The sequence below is a fragment of the Chryseobacterium sp. POE27 genome, assembly GCF_039727685.1.
In the GTDB taxonomy this organism is placed as follows: domain Bacteria; phylum Bacteroidota; class Bacteroidia; order Flavobacteriales; family Weeksellaceae; genus Chryseobacterium.
This window is the reverse complement of record NZ_CP152475.1, coordinates 4,179,866-4,195,830: the sequence shown is the minus strand read 5'-3', so window position 1 is coordinate 4,195,830 and position 15,965 is coordinate 4,179,866. Positions and strand designations below refer to the sequence as shown.

Genomic DNA, 15,965 nt, shown 5'->3' with positions numbered 1-15,965 from the left:
ATTAATTTTGGCAAGTTTCTATGAATAGGATTGTCGTGTTTATATGTTTCTGGATATACATTTTTGGTTTCTCACAATCGAAAGTAACTTCTATTGAAGCAGTCGTAATTGAAGACAAAAGCGATCCCAGAGCCCTTGAAATCCTGAAAAAAGTCAATCAGCTGTTCCGGGAAAACTCTCCAAAAACCCTGGATTCCTATTCTTATAAATCTTATGAGAAAATCTCTCTGGACATTGATGAAGACAGCATTACCCAATACCAACAGTTTTTTGAGAATTCCGCTTTTTTCAGGAAAAAAAGAGAAAAGGATTCACTGAATAATGTATCTGCCAGAAAGATATTTTCAAAGAGTAAATTATTTTTATGGGAAAGAGCACAGGAATTTTTATACTCAAAAAACTACGGTGAAAAAATCAATATTCTGGACAACAGAATTTCCGGACTGAAGCAGCCGATCTATGAATTGATTGCCCTTCAGCAAAGTAATCGTGATCAGCTTCCCGCCCAGCTGAGACAGGAAAACAGAGGATTATACAGATTCTTTTTAACCGACACTATTGAAATGGACGGAAGAAAAAATTTTGTGATCCGCTTCAGGGAAGTCAACTATAAAAAACCGGATAAAAAGCGAAAATATAACGGTGCGATTTATATTGACACTGATACTTACGGCATAAAGAAAATCGAAAATTTCAGCAAAAACAAAAACGACGGTATTATTACAAGCACCTGGATCTATTTCAACGGCAAATGGTTTCTCGCTCATGAAACCGTAAAGCTCAAGATGAGTAATATGGTGATGGAAGAAGATAATAAAGAATACCCTGACGAAAAACACGAGAAAAATAAGAGACAGAGTTTCGGCACTTATGCTTTTCTGACTTCGCACTATTTTGATTATAAGTCGCCTGCTGAAAATGATAAAAATGACTTTAAAGGATATACTTTTTCCGTAAAAAATATTGGGGGGAAAAACACTGGATCAGTACAGGACAGATCCTTTAACAGAAAGAGAAAGGAACACCTATAAAACCATTGACAGCCTTGGAAAAATATACAATATCGACCGGAAAGCAAGAGTGTTAGGAGGCTTGTTATTAAACGGGCAGATAAAAGTTGGCGTTGTGGATTTTGCGGTGGATGAAATTATTAATTACAATTTATATGAAGGTTTCCGGGTCGGTTTGAAAGCTAAACTTAATGAAAGTTTCAATCCGTATTTTTCTCCTGATTATACTTTTGCCTATGGTTTTAAAGATGATAAGTGGAAATACAGAATCGGACTTGATATTAAAACAACGTTAGAAAAAGATTCCTATTTCAGGGTTGATTATTATGATGATGTGACCGCTTCCGGGGAATTTTACAGAAGACTTTGGAATTTCAAGATGAGAATGGCAAACTATGGGAATAATTTGAATAACGACCGTTATTATCATTACAGGGGTGGTTCCATTTCTTATTTAAATGATGTAACGAATGGATTAACATTGGTATTTGCGGCGAGAAAAAACCTTGAAGAAGCAATGTTTGATTATTCTTTCCGTGGGAAAGGCTCCTCTTTTGACAATTTCAACACATTATTTACTTTAAAATATTCTCCGAATTCTACCAACATCATGACGCCTCAGGGGAAATCCCTGATCGACCAAAAATATCCTGAGCTGTATTTTAATTATGAGCAGAGCTATAAATTGATTGGCGGGGATTTTAATTATACGAGATTTGATGCGCTCATTGTACACAATTTTAAGACGATGCTGGGAACCACGGGCTTCCGGCTCTACGGAGGAATGGTCTTTGGGGATGCACCGATCTGGAAAAATTTTACTATGAACGGACTGGCGTCACCGAGAAGGGATTTTAATTTTAACCTGACTTCATTTCTCGGCTTTGCCACGTTGGAGGGCGGGAAATATTACAATGACCGCTTCGTCGCCTACTATTTCACGCATAAGCTTCCTTTATATTTTAAAAGTTTCGGGCAGAATATCTCAAGTTTTGATTTTGTGTTGAGGGGAACTATCGGAAATATGGCGCATCCTGAATATCACCAGTTTAAGTTCAGGCCGCTGGACCATCTGTACCAGGAAGTTGGCCTTGAATGGAACAATTTTCTTTCAACCTATTTTAATCTTGGACTATTTTACAGGGTAGGCTATTATACCACCCGGAATTTTAAGCAGAATTTTGCGGTTCAGTTTAAATTAAAACTTTTGGAATTTTAATCAAAAAAACAATACAACCGATATGCAAAAAATCGAAATAAAAGCAGAACAGTTTTTTGAACTATTAAAGTTGAAAGATACTTCGATGTGGGAAATTTTCGCACAGATGATCAGCGAAAACGAGAAGGAAATTATTTTTTTAGATAACGAAGGCAAAATACTTTTCAACTATATTCTTCCGCAGAATCAGGAAAAGCTGGAAGAAGATAGAAAAGAATTCTCGAAGCAGTTTGCGGATAAGCTTTCGAATCTTAATTGAGCTTGAGCGTGGGAGGGTCTGAGGGTTGGAGAGTAGGAGTGTTTTAGCGTGAGAGAGTATTAGAGTTTTAGAGTTTAGTGTAGAAGCGTTTAATCTATTATTTAAAAATTTTATTATAGATACCACAACTGTCTGACTCTTTCGCATACGCTAAAATCCTGTCACACTAAAACACTCCCACGCTCAAACGCTATTACTCCTAAAAAGATCAACCGTTTTCCTGGCTTCTGCCGCATCATGAACGCGTAAGATCTTCGCGCCTTGCTGTAGAACTTTCAGATGAAGTTTCTGGGTTTCTTCATTAATGTCGAGAGGAGATTTCCCCAAAGGTTTATATATAAAAGATTTCCTTGAAATTCCAATCAATAAAGGAAATTTACCAAACCCCAGATATTTTATTTCATCAATCATTTTCATCTGATCTTCCGCAGTTTTTCCAAAGCCGAAACCGGGATCAAGAATAATATCAGTAACACCTTTACTTAATAATTCGTTGGTTTTTTCAGAAAAATATTTGTTAACAGAAAGAACAATATCATCAAATTTTATTTTATCATGCATGGTTTCATACGTAGAATTTACATGCATCAGAATATAGGGAAGTTTTGTTTTGGCAACGGTATCAAACATTTTATCATCATAATGCCCTCCGGAAATATCGTTAATGATATCAATTCCTTCATTAAAACCATATTTTACCGTTTCTGAATAGAACGTATCCAGAGAAATCAATGCTTCGGGAAATTCTTTTTTAATTAAAGAAATGATATTGCCTATTCTTTTGATTTCTTCTTCTGCACTCAGAAATTCAGCGTAAGGACGTGTCGACTGTGCACCAATGTCTATAATTTCCGCTCCTTCTTTCAGCATTTTATGGGTTTGTTCTAACGCCGATTTTTCGGTATTGAATTTTCCACCGTCAGAAAATGAATCCGGTGTAAGATTGAGAATTCCCATAATCTTCGGTTCCGAAAGATCTACCAGCCTTCCGTTACAATTGATTGAATGGAAAGATTGAATGTTTAAAGAACCAAAGAGCGAAGATACTTGCAAGCCTGATAAATTCTGATTAGACATAACGACAATTAAACTGAAAATTTATTGTACAAAAATAAAACAAAAGAATAAAAATGCTCTTATTCAAATGCGTTATTCAATCAAACTCTCCAAACAAAAAACTAGGCCCTGATTTCCGCTACCTAAAACCTAATTCGTATATTTGAAAGATTAAGAGAATTTATGTCAGAAACATCAGTACAGTTTGAGAAAATTATCAGTCAGTGCCGTGAGCTTTTCAGTAAAAAATTACAGGATTACGGCCCGGCGTGGAGGGTTTTACGACCAAGCTCTATTACAGATCAGATTTATATTAAAGTTAACAGAATCCGTACCCTGCAGATGACTGATAAGAAAATGGTGGATGAAAGTGAAGAGGATGAATTTGTGGCGATTATCAATTATTCGATTATTGCCCTTATCCAGCTTGAAAAGGGCTTTTCAAATGATTTTAATGAAAATAACGAAGAGATCCTCAAACTTTATGATCAATATTCTACTGAAGCCAGACAATTGATGGAGCGAAAGAACCATGATTACGGAGAAGCCTGGAGAGATATGAGGATTTCGTCGATCACGGATCTGATTTATCAAAAAGTTTTAAGAACAAAACAAATTGAAGACAACCAGGGCGTAACGGTTGTTTCTGAAGGTCTGGATGCCAATTATTTTGATATGCTGAATTATTCCGTTTTCTGCCTCATCAAATTCTCTGAAAAAGAAAACAAGCTTGAATCTAAAAACTAATTATATGATCAAAGGTTTATTACGTTTCGTTGTTGCAGTGATTTTTATCCTTTCGGGATTTGTAAAAGCGGTAGATCTGGTCGGTTTTTCTTTTAAAATGGAAGAATACTTCTCTCCTGCGGTCTTCAATATGCCTTTCTTTGAAAAATTTGCGCTGCTATTTTCAGTGATTGTTGTAATTCTGGAACTTCTGCTCGGATTCATGCTTTTGCTAAAACTCAGGCTTAAATTTACCCTTTCAGCACTGATTGCACTTTGTGTTTTTTTTGGTTTTCTGACTTTCTATTCTGCCTATTTCAATGTGGTGACGGATTGCGGGTGCTTTGGAGATGCTATTAAATTTACGCCTTGGCAAAGTTTCATTAAAGATATTGTACTTCTGTTCGCTTTAATTCTTCTGTTTACCCTTTACAGGAAAGAATTTAAGAAAAAAGACACGTACACGTATAACGAGAAAAAAGAGTCTAACAAATTCAGATATATACTTTTAGCTATATTTTCGCTGGTAATGATAGGTATTGGCACTTATGGGATTTTATACGAACCTGTAATTGATTTCCGCGATTATAAAATCGGAACAGATCTAAAATCGGAGAACGAAAAAATCAATAAAAACCCATCTGAATATAAAACTTTTTATTCCCTTAAAAACCAGAAGACAGGAGAAATACTGAAAGTAAATCAGGATGATTACATTAAAGAAACAAAATACTGGGCAGAAGGATCGCCATGGAAAATTGAAGAAGGAAAAAATGAATCTGTTTTGGTAAAAGAAGGCTATAAGTCGGAAATTGTTAAATTTAAAATTGAAGATCCTACCGGGATGGATGTGACTGAAGAAGTGATCAACACACCGAAAGCAATCCTTGTATTTTCTTATCATCCAAAAGAGGTTTCCCCGGAGTTACTGAAGCAGGTAGAAGCTAAAGTAAAAGCACAGAAAGCCAATGTTGTGTACGGTGTATCAACAGATCCGAACACCTTTAAAACCATTAAAAATATGATGATGGACGGTACTGCCATTAAGACGATCGCAAGAAGCAATCCATTTGTTCTTGTTTTACAGAACGGAAAAATTGTTGATAAGCAGCCGGCAAAGGAATACATTAAATAATTCTTTAGCTAAAATTTAAACACTAACTTTTATTATATATTTACTCATGCAGAAATCAAATAAACCGATTGCCGGATACCATTTATTGATGATATTATCTTCGGTAGACGGAGAATTTGCTCCGGAAGAAGGAATGCTTGTACAACAATATCTGGCAGACGAATTTCCTTTTAAAATGGATCTTGATAATGAGCTTGAAACCATCGCTTTGCTGAAGCCCGAAGAATGGAAAGGACATTTCGAGTTCCACGCTAACTGTTTTTACGATGATTCTACGGAAGAAGAACGCTTGAATTTTATCCAATTTGCCAAAACTTTAATCAAAGCCGACAATAAGGTAACCGACGAAGAGCATTCTTACTATACTCTTTTAAAAAAAATCTGGAATATTAATTAATTAAAATCAGAATTAGCTTTATCTGATTCTAACCTCAACTCCTAAAAATAATAAGAAACTATGAGAAGAAAAATAGTTGCAGGAAACTGGAAAATGAACAAAAATGTAATTGATGCACAACAATTGATGGTTCAGTTACTAAGCTATAAAAACAACAATACGACCAATTGCGAAGTCTGGATTGCACCACCGTCTTTATATTTAATGATGGCGAAAGACATCTTCGAGAAAGATGAGATCGGTGTCCTTGCACAAGATATGAGCGAGCATGAAAGCGGTGCATATACAGGTGAAATTTCGGCCGATATGCTTGAGTCTATTGATGCTGCAGGCTCTCTGATCGGGCATTCCGAGAGAAGACAATATCACGGTGAAACAGATTCTCATTGCAATAAAAAAATAAAACTGGCTTTGGATAAAGGTCTTATCCCGGTGTATTGTAATGGTGAAACGCTGGAGCAGAGAAAAGCAGGACAGCATTTTGAAGTGGTTAAAAACCAGACTGAAGTTGCCCTTTTCACTCTTTCTGCTGAAGAAATCAAAAAAGTAGTGATCGCTTACGAACCGGTTTGGGCTATCGGAACAGGTGAAACAGCAACTCCTGAGCAGGCACAGGAAATCCATGCCCATATCAGAAGCATTATCGCTGCAAAGTACGGGCAGGAAATTGCGGATGAAGTTTCTATTCTTTACGGAGGTTCCGTAAAACCTGATAACGCGAAAGAAATCTTTTCACAGCCTGATATCGACGGAGGATTGATCGGAGGAGCTGCTTTGAAACTGGAGGATTTTTCTAAGATTATTGAGGCTTTTAATTAATTTAGATTTAAAATATTTTTATAGAGATCGTCTTTTGGACGGTCTTTTTTTGTTTTTTAAATTCCCGCGGATTTCGCAGATTTTCACAGATGATTATAATAATATTTTTTTGCGGATTGGGACAGGAGATAAAAACAAAAGGGGCGGCATCTTCGATGCCGCCCCTTTTTTACAAAATCTAATTATTGAATATCGACTACATACATAGTTCCTTTATCCTGTTTTCCTGTTTTAGGAAGGATTTTCGTTTTCGGATTTCCGTTTCCGTCGTCGGTAACACCAAAATCATCGTCATTAAAAACCGCCAGCTTGTTATTTCCGAGATAAACAATCCCTTCAAATTTATCATGTTCATACCCTATTTTGGCAACAAGATCTACGGCTAATGTTTTGGTGACAGGCTGATATCCTGCCGTGGCAATTTCAGCCCAGGTACATTCCTCAAGCGCTTTTCCATTAATTTTCATTCCGTCTACAGCAGCAGGATCTGTTCCTGATACATCGGAAGCATTGGTTATATTAATCCTGTAGACCTTCTTCAATCCGCCTGCAGAACCAAAGTTTCCATCTCTTTCAATCACAAGAAATTCAGTATTGCTGATCGGCGTAATTTCACATACAGAGTCTGAAGCACCACCATCCTGCTTGTATAAAAATTGTTTGGTTTTTCCTGTTGCAAGGTCGAAGGTCACAATTCTCGTGAGTGTTTTATTGGTCGCCAGAGTTTTAGTCGGAACATACATAGTAGACTGCATCGTTCCTACCAGTATTTTTCCGTCGGGTGTCATGCACATTCCCTCCATTCCGCGGTTCGGGCGTCTTTTTGCAAAAACGGCCGGAAGCTTTCTGGTACCGGTATTTACACCGATAGGGCTAATTCTCTCCAGTTCTACTCCATCTGCATTGTAATGAACGATATGAGGACCATATTCATCGGAAACCCAAAACGTTCCGTCTGCAGCCGCTACGATACTTTCGCTATCCAGTCCGTAATTATCAGTTCCCAACACGCTTCCATCTACAGCATAAGCGATTTCTCCCGTACTTCCCATTCCTGCGGGATTTGGAAGACCGGTGATAGGTTGGCCGGAAGGATTTTTAAGTTTAATATATTTAATGACTTCAATATTTCCGTCTGCATTGATTTTAAAATGCATAATGGTAGGTGTAAAGTTCGGAGTCAAAATCTTGATACCATTAGAATATGCGACATTCGGGCCACGGTCGGTGATCAAATAGAATTCGCCTTTTCTCGTAGGATGCGCTGTTGCACCCGAACCGAAACCTCCGCTAATTACATTCACGCCATTAAGAGTTGCCAATGTGGTGAACGGAAATTCCTGTGGAAGTTTAGAATAATTAATATCCTGATTGTTTACATTATCCTCATTGTTGTTACACGCTGTAAGAGCGGCAATTGTCAACAGAGGTAATAAGAATTTTTTCATGCTTACTTTTATTGTACGCGAAAGTAGCTATTGATTGTAAACTTATCTTGAATGTAATAATAATTGTATTTTAAATATAAAAAAGACCCGGATCATTTTCCGGGTCTTGATAAGTTTAATGATGTTTCATTTTATATGGTCTGTTCTTCATGTTTTCCTTCCTTGATCTCTTCTACCATTTTGGCATTGAACGCAGGAAGATCTTTAGGGGTACGGCTGGTTACAAGCCCATTGTCTACCACTACTTCGCTGTCTTCCCATTGGGCTCCTGCGTTTTTAAGATCTTTGCTGATGGAATTAACGGAAGTCATATTTCTTCCCTCTACCACCTCAGCATTGATCAGAATCTGAGGACCATGACAAATAGCTGCCACAGGTTTCTGCTGCTGAAAGAAATCTCTTACGAAAGACAAAGCACTTTCATTTGTTCTCAGTTGATCCGGGTTGATAACACCTCCGGGAAGAACCAACGCATCGTAATCTGAAGCGTTTGCTTCATCTAATGTTTTATCAACCGGATATTCCTGTCCCCAGTCTTTTTCAGCCCACGCTTTGATTGCTCCCGATTCCGGACTGATGATGTGTGCTGTACAGCCTTGCTGTTCTAAATATTCTTTTGGAGATTTTAATTCGCTTTCTTCAAAACCGTGTGTTGCTAAAATTGCAATTTTCTTTGACATAATTTTTATGATTTAAGTGTTATGCCATTTTAAGTGTAAAAATGGTGCCGTTAATGTCTGTTCAACTGATAAAAATTGTTAAAATATGCTTTAATAATTCATTAGATTTCAATTTTGAAAACTTTGGGTAGACACTAAAGGAGCTAAGGTGACGCCACTTAGGCGGCTAAGCGGATAATCCTTAGGTAGCTAAGTGAATGTCACTTAGCTTACCATGTAGAGGAACAGTAAAATCATAAACATGTATTTATCTGAGCTATAGCATTAGAATATAAATAGCGTCGGACTTCAGTCATATTCAAATAAGAACCAGCACAAGAGCTTAAGCCAAAACTTACAGTAGGTTTTGGCTAAAGCCTGGCTTTTTCTTAATTCATCCCTATTGAATACAAACTTCTCTTACCTGAACTAAGATTTATAACGATAATGGCTACCCTAGCCCGGATTGCAGCGATTGTCTGAGCTCATTTCATTATTTTCGGGTTGCGGCGGCAAAGCCGCCGCAACCCGAAAATAATGAAATAGCGAGTGCGGAAAGCCGGAAAAAGCTTCAAATAGAAAATAAATATTGCTTTTCAATGTAATCAAATTGCTCCTGATAAGAAATGAAATAAACCGCACCAAAAACTGATGCGGTTTATTTCATTTCTCCACGAGAAGAAATTATTTTTTGTCTTTTGATCTCTGTAAAACTTCGTCTACCATTCCGAAACCTTTGGCTTCTTCGGAGGTCATCCAATAATCTCTGTCTGACGCTTTTTCTACCCATTCAAATGTCTGGCCGGAATGCTCGGAGATGATTTCGTACAATTCTTTTTTAAGCTTTAACATCTCTCTCAGGTTGATTTCCATATCGGAAGCTACCCCTTGTGCCCCTCCTGACGGCTGGTGAATCATCACTCTTGAGTGTTTCAAAGCGGAACGCTTTCCTTTTTCACCGGCAACCAGCAAAACAGCACCCATTGATGCGGCAATACCAGTACAAATAGTAGCTACATCCGGCTTGATGATCTGCATCGTATCATAAATCCCTAATCCAGCATAAACGCTGCCACCTGGAGAGTTGATATAGATCTGAATATCTTTTGAAGGATCTGCACTTTCTAAGAACAGAAGCTGTGCGGTTACAATATTGGCAACCTGGTCGTCGATCCCTGTTCCAAGGAAGATGATTCTGTCCATCATCAGACGAGAAAATACGTCCATCTGTGCAACGTTCAATCTTCTTTCTTCCATGATGTATGGCGTAAGATTCGTAGGACCATACATTCCCATATACTGATCGGTAGCCAGACCGCTGTTTCCTAAATGCTTTACAGAGAAATCTCTGAATTCTTTTTTTAATGTCCATATTTCTATTATGTATTATTAAATTTTACGAAGTTTAAATTACAACTTTTATTCCTAAAATATTATAGGACTTTTTGTCACAGACTTTTTTTAAACAGAAAATAATTGAACGTTATCTGTCAGAATAAATTCCTGTAATTGCTGAATAATTCAGAATTTTGGATAATTCGACTGATACAAGGGTAAGCATCTGGATTTTTTTGATCAGCTCAAAATATTTCCCTTCATCAGAATCTGCATGGTCTGCGAGTTCTTTTTTTAGTTTTTAAAATTAAAAAATTAACGTATCGGAATTTATGGATCAGGATATCACCGGCAACCTGTTCGGGAATTTTATCTCCATAATTGGGTGAAAAGATATTCCGGGTTGCCCAGTCATTCAGTTCGCTGTATATATTCATGGAGTTGACTGCCGCTTTGCTGAGCTCCTCATCCATCAGTCCGAAAAAGAAATTCCCCTTCCTAAGCTCTTCCTTTTCAATTCCTTCTTTAATGTAATCTACAATTTTTTTATTGAGCTCCACCTGAAATTCATAACCGTCTTCTTCGAAATGATGAAGGATTTCTTCTATGACAGTGATTTCGTAATTCTGTTCATCAGGAGTTGTTCGCTGTAAAATCACATCACCATAATTCAGCATATGATTGATAAGTTCATTCTCCAGCTTTGTGACATTAAAAATAATAGGATCTACCTGATCTCGCGGCTCTTCAACGATCTGAAGTTTTGCAGGCTGCTGTGCATCAGTTCTGGCCTGGGTTTTCTGGGTCTGATTCTGAGTGATTTGCTTCTGAACATCCAGTTCATTAAAAAGACTCTGCTCTGACAATCCGAACTTATTGGAAACTTCTTTAAGATAAACTTCCCTTTTCAAAGCATTCTGAACAAATGATACCGATTTTACGATATCGCGAATCGCTTCAGCTTTTTTGATAGGATCATTTCCGACTTCTTTCAGGAGAATTTCTGCCTTAAAGTCGATAAAATCCATTGCCTGATTTTCAATGAATTTTTCTACATATTCCTGCGGATGCTTTTTGGCAAATGAATCGGGGTCATCACCATCCGGAAACAGCAATACCCGGATGTTCATTCCTTCGGTCAGTAACATATCAATACTCCTGAAGCTTGCTTTGATTCCGGCATTATCGCCATCGAAAAGAATAGTAACGTTTTCCGTAAGTCTTTTGATCAGCTTGATCTGCTCGGTAGTAAGTGAAGTTCCGGAACTTGCGACAACATTCTCGATTCCCGACATGTGAAGCGAGATCACGTCCATATACCCTTCCACCAAAAGACAGACATTTTTTCTTGAAATCGCCTGCTTACCTTGGTTTAATCCATAAAGGACATTGGATTTATGATAAATTTCAGTTTCGGGAGAATTGAGGTACTTAGCCGTTTTTACATTATTCTTAAGAATTCTGGCTCCAAAACCTAACACTCTTCCGGAAAAGCTGTGAATCGGGAAAATCACCCTTTCACGAAAACGGTCAACCCCGGAAGGTGTATTTTCCGGGAAAATGGAAAGTCCTGACTTTTCGAGAATTTCCTTTGCATAACCTTTTTCCAATGCATATTCTGTGAATGCATTTTTCTTTTCAGGAGAATATCCGAGCTGAAATTTTTTAATGATATCATCCCTCAGTTCCCGTTCTTTAAAATAGGAAAGACCGATGGATCTGCCTTCATCCGAATCCCAGAGTATTTCCTGGAAATAATTATTGGCCACTTCATGGATCTTGTAAAGGATATCTCTTTCGGTGTTTGCCTGTTTGGCTTCTTCTGAAAACTCGCGCTGATCTTCCTCAATCTCGATTCCGTATTTTTTTGCGGCATGGCGAAGCGCTTCGGGATACGTGAAATTTTCAATTTCCATGAGAAAGGAAATCGCAGTCCCTCCTTTTCCTGTCGAAAAATCTTTCCAGATCTGCTTACTTGCAGACACCACAAAACTCGGTGTTTTCTCGTCATGAAACGGACTGAGTCCTTTATAATTAGACCCTGCCCTTTTCAGCTGCACATATTCTCCCACGATCTCTTCTACCCTGATCGTGGAAAATATCTTGTCTATGGTCTGTTTGGAAATCATGATGTAAAAATAGGTATTTTAAGAAGAATTTCGACACCTATCATGAAACGTATTAGAAAGAATATTGCTAAAATTTTGATTACTAAATCACTTACATTATCTATTTTTGCATTAAAATAAAGGTATGCAGTTTACAATAAAAGATATCGACGACTGGCAGGAGATTGTTGACAAGATCGCTCCCGAACTCAAATATAATATTCTACTTTTAAAAGGTAATCTCGGGGCAGGAAAAACGACTTTCACTCAGTTTCTTATGAAAAAGCTGGGAAGCGGAGACGAAGTCAACTCGCCTACCTATTCTATTGTTAACGAATACAGTACCCCCAACGGAAAAGTGTATCATTTTGATCTTTACCGTTTAAAAAACATCGATGAAGTGTATGATATAGGCATTGAAGAATACCTTGATAACGCTTTTTTATGTATTATCGAATGGCCGGAAGTGTACGAAGATGAACTTTATGGACTTAAATTCCACGAAATGAGCATCATAAATACCGGTGAAGATAGAGAAATCTCATTCGACTAAATATTATGTATCTTTGTTTCTGAAATTGAATGTAAATAACAGTCTGTAAGAATTTAATTATTTAAGGATGAGTACTACAAATATTTTTACTCCTTTTACCGAAGAGGAACTGATGCCGAAAGAAGAAAAGCTTGAAGTCATCAAAAAAGGAAAACAGTTCAGCATAGGAATCCCCAAGGAAACTTCTCTGAACGAAAGAAGAGCTTGTATTACACCGGATGCTGTACAGGTTCTGGTAGAAAGTGGTCATGAAATCATTATAGAATCCGGAGCTGGTGAAGGCTCTTTTTTTTACAGATCTGCAATACTCTGAGTCGGGAGCAAAGATTACCAATGATCCGAAAGAAGCATTTTCACAAGATCTTATTCTGAAAGTTAATCCGCCTACGGACGAGGAAATCGACTATATGCGTCCCAATACGTATCTTGTATCCGCGCTTCAGATCAATCTGAGAGATAAAGATTACTTCCTTAAACTGGCCGAGAAAAAAGTAAATGCCATTGCTTTTGAATTTATCGTCGATGAATATAAGCAGTTGGCTTTAGTAAGGCTGGTGGGCGAAATTGCGGGAACAGTTTCCATTCTTTATGCTTCGGAACTCTTAGCTTTATCAAACGGACTGATGCTTGGGGGAATCACTGGAGTAAGACCTGCCGAGGTCGTTATTCTGGGAGCGGGAATCGTAGGAGAATTTGCTACTAAAGCAGCCATTGGCCTTGGTGCAAGTGTAAGGGTTTTCGACAATTCATTATCCAAGCTGAGGAGGCTTCACACTTTAGTAGACAGCCGAGTCCCTACTTCCATTATTGATCCTAAAGAGCTTAAGAAAGCATTAAGAAGAGCCGATGTAGTAATCGGAGCTTTGCCGAGACTCAATATGACACCGATCGTGACCGAAGATATGGTCATGAAAATGAAAAAAGGCAGTGTAATCATCGATATCACCATCGATAACGGAAAAGTGATCGAAACTTCTGAGCTTACCACGATGGAAGATCCTTACATTATTAAACATGGCGTGATCCATTGCGGACTTCCGAACTTAACCTCAAGAATGCCGAGAACAACTACAAAAGCCATTTCAAACTTCTTTCTTTCCTATATTTTGCACTATGACGAAGAAGGCGGTTTTGAAAACATGCTGGTCCGCAAAAATGAAATGAAACAAAGTCTTTACATGTACAAAGGCCGACACACAAAGAAAATCATCTGCGATCGTTTCGGGCTAACGTATCACGATATCAATCTTTTAATCTTCTAATGAAAAAACTGAAATTCTATATGATAGGTCTTATTCCGGGACTTATTATCGTATTTTTTATCTTAAACAAAAAAAGGCGCTAGCTGCAGCGGATATCTTCCCAACAGCCGTGTCATCGCAGAAACATTATCTAAAGACTTTACCTATTCTGACCAGTTTAAAGCTGAAATGTCCGCATTGAATGTTAATGAAAAATTTCTGAAAGACAGCATTATCACCAAAGGAACCATCGATTTCGACAGAAGTCACGCTCAGAAAAAGCCTTGTCCTGATTATCTTCTAACCTATCCGGAAAAAAATCCCGCTTATGAAATTACATTTGAGAAATGTGAAGAAAAGGCAACAATGATATCCTTGAAGAAGATGAAATAATACTTCTAACGCCCAGCATGACTTTTTGCTGATACTAAACGATTGAAAGAAAATACGTTCTGAAACTATGGAAGGCAATTACTACATGATTCATGATTATCTGATATTCATCGGGGTTTTTGCCATTTTCTTTTTTCTGACGGTAAGTATCTATTTGTTTAGTCAGAACCAAAATTTTAAACTCAGAAATGCCAGACTTTCGGAAGCTAATAAAATGATCGAGCAACGGCTGAATGAAGTTCAGCTGGAGCATATCGGCACAAAGCTTAATCCGCATCTTTTTAAAAATATTTTAAATTCTGTTCAGTCGCATGCCTATCAGACGTATATGTCACTCGATAAGCTGGCGAATGTTTTAGACTATATTTTATACGAAAGCAACAACAAATTTGTAAGTCCAAAAGAAGAACTGAATTTTGCCTTAAGTCTTATAGAAATCAACAAAATAAAGGTCAATCCACTTTTTGATTTCAGAATTAAATCTAAAATTGATAAGTCTGATATTCTTTTTGAAGAGAAAGTTTTCGCACCGCTCATTTCTGTTGATCTGATTGAGAATGCTTTTAAACACACAGACTTTCTCGCTGAAGATTCGTTTATTTCCATTCAGCTGGAACTGCAGCAGGGTATTTTTTCAATGAAAGTAAGTAATAAAGCTTCGCTTAAAAATGTTCTTGAGAAAGAAAAAAGCGGATTCGGAAGTCAGTCTCTGGATCAACGGCTGAAAATGATCTATAATAATTACTATTCCCTTCACAAAAGTTCAAAAAACGGTATTTTTACAGCAGAACTAACCATTAATCTCGGAGATTTTTATGATAAAATGCGTTATTCTTGACGATGAATTACTGGCCATCAGTTATCTGAAACTTCTTTGTGAACAAATAGAAGGTGTAGAAGTAATAAAGGCATTCAATGATCCTAAGGTCTTCTTAAAAGAAATCGGAAATATCGACTGTAATGTCTGCATTCTTGATATTGAAATGCCGGGAATGAATGGTCTTCAGGTTGCCGAACTGATTTCAGATACTAAGAAAATCATCTTTACAACGGCTTACAAAGAATATGCTGCCGAAGCATTCGACCTCAATGTAGCAGATTATGTGAGAAAGCCAATTAAAAAGGAAAGACTGATTCAGGCATTTGAAAAAGCTAAAGAACTCGTTCAGCATACACCCAAAAAAGATTTTATCGAATGGAATACTAACATTGGTAAAACAGTAATATTTACAGACCAGATCGCTTATATCAAAACTTCCGAAATAGATAGCCGTGATAAAGATATTATCCTGAAAGACGGCAGCAATCTTGTTTTAAAAAATCTCAATTTTAAAAGCTTATTGGAGATGCTCCCTGCAAAGAATTTTGCGCAGATAAATAAAAAAGAGATTATTGCATTATCTGCTGTTAAAGTATTTTCGGTTAACGAAATTATCACAACAATTTCCATAGAACACGACGGCTTTCTGAAGCTTCAGATCGGAGAAACTTATAGAAAAGTACTTTCGGATCTATTAAGCAGATAGGTTTCGCTGCATAATTTATTGCTTTCATTACATTTGAGGAAGAATAGTATTTATCATAACTATATTCTTATCAATTTTGCA

Annotated in this window: 14 protein-coding genes and 3 pseudogenes; 12 read left to right on the top strand and 5 right to left on the bottom strand. The window is 37.3% G+C overall.

The annotated features are described in order from the left end of the window. Window positions 1-20: 20 nt before the first annotated feature. The 3 genes from AAHI02_RS20155 to AAHI02_RS20145 are packed head-to-tail and all read left to right on the top strand — an operon-like array spanning window position 21 to window position 2,488. Window positions 21-1,031 (top strand): hypothetical protein, encoded by a 1,011-nt coding sequence (locus AAHI02_RS20155; protein ID WP_346984684.1) that lies wholly within the window; start codon window positions 21-23, stop codon window positions 1,029-1,031. Continuing rightward, complete coding sequence (locus AAHI02_RS20150) at window positions 964-2,229, top strand: DUF5686 family protein (RefSeq protein WP_346984683.1); 1,266 nt, start codon at window positions 964-966, stop codon at window positions 2,227-2,229. The genes AAHI02_RS20155 and AAHI02_RS20150 overlap by 68 nt, the downstream gene beginning before the upstream one ends. Window positions 2,230-2,251: 22 nt before the next feature. Next, a complete protein-coding gene (locus tag AAHI02_RS20145) occupies window positions 2,252-2,488 on the top strand; it encodes a hypothetical protein (RefSeq protein WP_346984682.1) in 237 nt (78 codons plus the stop codon). A gap of 183 nt (window positions 2,489-2,671) precedes the next feature. Here the strand turns inward: AAHI02_RS20145 and folP are convergent, their stop codons facing one another. Then, complete coding sequence (gene folP / locus AAHI02_RS20140) at window positions 2,672-3,445, bottom strand: dihydropteroate synthase (protein ID WP_346986644.1); 774 nt, start codon at window positions 3,443-3,445, stop codon at window positions 2,672-2,674. A 282-nt stretch (window positions 3,446-3,727) separates the two neighbouring features. Between folP and AAHI02_RS20135 the strand changes: the two genes are divergently transcribed. The 4 genes from AAHI02_RS20135 to tpiA are packed head-to-tail and all read left to right on the top strand — an operon-like array spanning window position 3,728 to window position 6,621. After that, window positions 3,728-4,291 (top strand): DUF1599 domain-containing protein, encoded by a 564-nt coding sequence (locus AAHI02_RS20135; protein WP_346984681.1) that lies wholly within the window; start codon window positions 3,728-3,730, stop codon window positions 4,289-4,291. 4 nt (window positions 4,292-4,295) lie between these two features. Further along, window positions 4,296-5,405 carry a BT_3928 family protein gene (locus tag AAHI02_RS20130; protein ID WP_346984680.1) on the top strand — a complete coding sequence of 370 codons (1,110 nt, stop codon included), beginning with the start codon at window positions 4,296-4,298 and terminating at the stop codon, window positions 5,403-5,405. A gap of 46 nt (window positions 5,406-5,451) precedes the next feature. Next, complete coding sequence (locus AAHI02_RS20125) at window positions 5,452-5,802, top strand: TerB family tellurite resistance protein (RefSeq protein ID WP_346984679.1); 351 nt, start codon at window positions 5,452-5,454, stop codon at window positions 5,800-5,802. A 60-nt stretch (window positions 5,803-5,862) separates the two neighbouring features. Continuing rightward, window positions 5,863-6,621: a triose-phosphate isomerase gene (gene tpiA / locus AAHI02_RS20120; RefSeq protein ID WP_346984678.1), complete on the top strand. Its 759-nt coding sequence runs from the start codon at window positions 5,863-5,865 to the stop codon at window positions 6,619-6,621. A 182-nt stretch (window positions 6,622-6,803) separates the two neighbouring features. Here the strand turns inward: tpiA and AAHI02_RS20115 are convergent, their stop codons facing one another. The 4 genes and pseudogenes from AAHI02_RS20115 to dnaG form a co-directional block, all read right to left on the bottom strand. Continuing rightward, entirely contained in the window at window positions 6,804-8,069 is a 1,266-nt protein-coding gene (locus tag AAHI02_RS20115) for an esterase-like activity of phytase family protein (RefSeq protein WP_346984677.1), read from the bottom strand. A gap of 131 nt (window positions 8,070-8,200) precedes the next feature. Then, complete coding sequence (locus AAHI02_RS20110) at window positions 8,201-8,749, bottom strand: type 1 glutamine amidotransferase domain-containing protein (RefSeq protein WP_346984676.1); 549 nt, start codon at window positions 8,747-8,749, stop codon at window positions 8,201-8,203. A gap of 663 nt (window positions 8,750-9,412) precedes the next feature. Beyond that, window positions 9,413-10,102, bottom strand: a complete 690-nt coding sequence (gene clpP, locus AAHI02_RS20105) for an ATP-dependent Clp endopeptidase proteolytic subunit ClpP (protein WP_346986643.1) — start codon at window positions 10,100-10,102, stop codon at window positions 9,413-9,415. A gap of 109 nt (window positions 10,103-10,211) precedes the next feature. Beyond that, window positions 10,212-12,192: pseudogene (gene dnaG, locus AAHI02_RS20100) on the bottom strand (DNA primase). A 124-nt stretch (window positions 12,193-12,316) separates the two neighbouring features. On the opposite strand from dnaG, the gene tsaE reads away from it, so the two are divergent. The 5 genes and pseudogenes from tsaE (at window position 12,317) to AAHI02_RS20075 (ending at window position 15,884) form a co-directional block, all read left to right on the top strand. Beyond that, on the top strand, window positions 12,317-12,724 hold the full coding sequence (gene tsaE / locus AAHI02_RS20095; RefSeq protein ID WP_346984675.1) for a tRNA (adenosine(37)-N6)-threonylcarbamoyltransferase complex ATPase subunit type 1 TsaE: 408 nt from the start codon (window positions 12,317-12,319) through the stop codon (window positions 12,722-12,724). Window positions 12,725-12,791: 67 nt separating this feature from the next. After that, window positions 12,792-13,986, top strand: a pseudogene (locus AAHI02_RS20090) (alanine dehydrogenase). Next, a pseudogene (locus AAHI02_RS20085) lies at window positions 13,986-14,358 on the top strand (hypothetical protein). The pseudogenes AAHI02_RS20090 and AAHI02_RS20085 overlap by 1 nt, the downstream one beginning before the upstream one ends. Before the next feature lie 67 nt (window positions 14,359-14,425). Next, entirely contained in the window at window positions 14,426-15,196 is a 771-nt protein-coding gene (locus AAHI02_RS20080) for a histidine kinase (protein ID WP_346984674.1), read from the top strand. Then, the gene (locus AAHI02_RS20075) at window positions 15,174-15,884 is read left to right on the top strand and encodes a response regulator transcription factor (protein ID WP_346984673.1); all 711 of its coding nucleotides are present in this window, start codon (window positions 15,174-15,176) and stop codon (window positions 15,882-15,884) included. Before AAHI02_RS20080 ends, AAHI02_RS20075 begins: the two co-directional genes overlap by 23 nt. The last annotated feature ends 81 nt before the right edge of the window (window positions 15,885-15,965 follow it).